This window comes from Arthrobacter livingstonensis (assembly GCF_003219815.1).
Lineage (GTDB): Bacteria > Actinomycetota > Actinomycetes > Actinomycetales > Micrococcaceae > Specibacter > Specibacter livingstonensis.
This window is the reverse complement of record NZ_QJVD01000077.1, coordinates 1-2,858: the sequence shown is the minus strand read 5'-3', so window position 1 is coordinate 2,858 and position 2,858 is coordinate 1. Positions and strand designations below refer to the sequence as shown.

The following is a 2,858-nucleotide window of genomic DNA, read 5'->3' as shown; positions in this document are numbered from 1 at the left end:
TGAATTATGAATCAAGGAGAATTGCATGTCTGTCAGCACTGAAACCCACTCTGTAGTCGGGGTATCGCACCCCTTGGATCCGTTGTCGCGGGCTGAGATTTCCCGGGCGGTCTCTGTTTTGAAGGATGGCCAGGCTGCGGCGGAGTCGTTCCGCTTCATCAGCGTTGAGTTGCGCGAGCCGGCCAAGGAATTGTTGAGGGCCGGTAGTGAAACGGTGCGCGAGGCAGACGCAGTCCTGGTTGACCGTGGCACGGGTATTGCCTACGCGGCGGTAGTCGGCCTTGATTCCGGCGTCGTGGAGACGTGGACGCAGTTGGCCTCGGGCGTTCAGCCGCCCTTTATGCTGGACGAGTTTGCCGAGTGCGAACAAGCCTGCCGAAAGGACCCGAACGTCATCGCGGCCCTCGCCGCCCGGGGCCTGACCGATCTGGGCCTTGTCTGCTTTGAGCCGTGGTCTGTGGGCTATTTCGGAGAAGACGCCCAGGGGCGGCGCCTGATGCGCGCCCTGGTCTTCGTCCGTGACAATCCCACCGACAGTCCCTACGCGCACCCGATCGAGAACTTCGTCGTCTTCTACGACCTCAGCTCCGGGACGGTTGTCAAGGTCGAGGACAACGAGGCCATCCCGGTGCCCAGTGCCAGCGGGAACTACCTGCCCGAATACGTCGGGCCGGCCCGCACCGACCTCAACCCCATTTCCATCACCCAGCCCAAGGGTCCTTCCTTCAAGGTCACCGGCAACCACGTCCGATGGGCCGACTGGTCCTTCCGGGTTGGTTTCACCCCCCGGGAAGGCCTGGTCCTTCACCAGTTGCGTTTCCGTGACCAGGGCATCGACCGGCCCGTGATCAACAGGGCGTCCTTGTCGGAGATGGTCGTCCCCTATGGTGACCCGGCACCTGTGCAGGCCAAGAAGAACGCCTTTGATTCCGGTGAGTACAACATCGGCAACATGGCCAATTCCCTCAAGCTCGGCTGTGACTGCCTGGGTGAGATCAAGTACTTCGACGGTATTACCACCGACAGCCACGGCAACCCGATGACCATTGAGAATGCCATCTGCATGCATGAAGAAGACGACAGCATCATGTGGAAGCACTTCGACTTCCGCGAGGGCACCGCCGAGGTCCGGCGCAGCCGCAAGCTCGTGATCTCCTTCATCGCCACCGTTGCCAACTACGAGTACGGCTTCTACTGGCACCTTTACCTTGACGGGAGCATCGAGTTCCTGGTCAAGGCCACCGGAATCCTCTCCACGGCCGCCCAGCACCCCGGGGAGAAAACCCCGTACGGGCAGGCGTTGAACAACGACGGACTCTACGGACCCATCCACCAGCACATGTTCAACGTCAGGATGGACTTCGAGATCGACGGTCCCCGCAACGCCGTCTACGAAGTCGACATGGAAATCCCCGAGAACAACCCCACCCACACCGCCTTCAAGGCAGTCGATCGGCTCCTGGAAACCGAACAAGCAGCAATCCGCAAGGCAGACGTCTCCAAACACCGCTTCTGGAAGATCGCCAACCACGACAGCAGGAACATCGTGGACGAACCGGTAGCGTACCGCCTCATCCCCACCAATGGCATCACCCTGGCCGCCGGGGACGAGTCCTACGTCAGCCAACGCGCACAGTTTGCCCGCAACAACCTCTGGGTCACCGCTTACGACCGGAACGAACGCTTCGCGGCCGGGGAATTCCCGAACCAGAGCACCGGCGGCGATGACGGCCTGCCCGCATGGACCCAAGCAGACCGAAACATCGTCGATAAAGACCTCGTCCTCTGGTACACCTTCGGCATGCACCACGTCGTCCGCCTCGAAGACTGGCCCGTCATGCCCCGCCAAAACATCGGCTTCATGCTCGAACCCCACGGCTTCTTCAACCAAAACCCCACCCTGAACCTCCCCAGCCCCGAAACAACCACCAACACCAACACCACACACTGCTGCAACCAGAACTAACAAGCGGCGTAGGAGAAGCGAAAGACACCGAAAGTTCCGGCCCCCAAACACCACTCGAACTGCCCAGGGGAACGGGAACTTGAGGATGCCTTGGATGAACTGAACCCGAGCTGGCGAAGGAACATCCCTCAACAGGCGGTCCCCGATGCTGTCAACAGCAGCATCGGGGACCAACCCGTACCTAACCCAACCCCCAACCCAGTAGTGGGAGCGTGATCCGATTGTTCAATATCACCGCAATTACCTGGACCCTCACGACCGTCCTGCTGCTGAGCGGAAGCTATCACCTCCTGCAGGCGACACGGTCCCGCCGAATCACGGACCAGGTAAACAACAGCCTCCATGCCCTCATGCACGTCCTAATGGCAGCCATGCTGTGGAACCTCGCCCCGTCGACCCTGCTCGTCCAAATCACAGTCCTCACCGGCGCGGCACTGTGGTTTATCATCCAGGGAGTCGCCCGACCGGAATTCAAAACACTCTGCGCCAATAGCCACGGCCGACTCAAATGCCTCTACCACAGCCTCACCATGACCTGCGCCGCCCTCATGATCGCCATGATGGCTCCCATGACCACCACCAACTACCAAACCACTCCCTCCGACGGCATGGCCGGAATGTCAATGTCTCACAACCACCACGCGATGGCAGCACCAGTAAAAACCACGGCTGCAGCACCAATTGACCACTCCCCCGACCTGGCAATCCTGCTAACAACAGTCTTCACAGCGGCGGCGATGATTTTCATCATCCTTCTCCTGCGTTCCCGACCCACGAAAACCACCAACCACAACAAAGCCGCCCCAAAACCCTCCATCCGCGCAGCACACGGACTCGAAGCCCTCGGCGCCGCCGTCATGGCCCTAATGTTCGCCACCATGACAACATGAAC

General features: G+C 60.4%; 2 protein-coding genes. Both read left to right on the top strand.

The window, feature by feature from the left end; genetic code table 11:
- Nucleotides 1-25 precede the first annotated feature (25 nt).
- A complete protein-coding gene (locus CVV68_RS22750) occupies nt 26-1,966 on the top strand; it encodes a primary-amine oxidase (protein ID WP_110503253.1) in 1,941 nt (646 codons plus the stop codon).
- Nucleotides 1,967-2,187: 221 nt separating this feature from the next.
- Complete coding sequence (locus CVV68_RS22745) at nt 2,188-2,856, top strand: DUF5134 domain-containing protein (RefSeq protein ID WP_110503252.1); 669 nt, start codon at nt 2,188-2,190, stop codon at nt 2,854-2,856.
- Nucleotides 2,857-2,858: the final 2 nt, after the last annotated feature.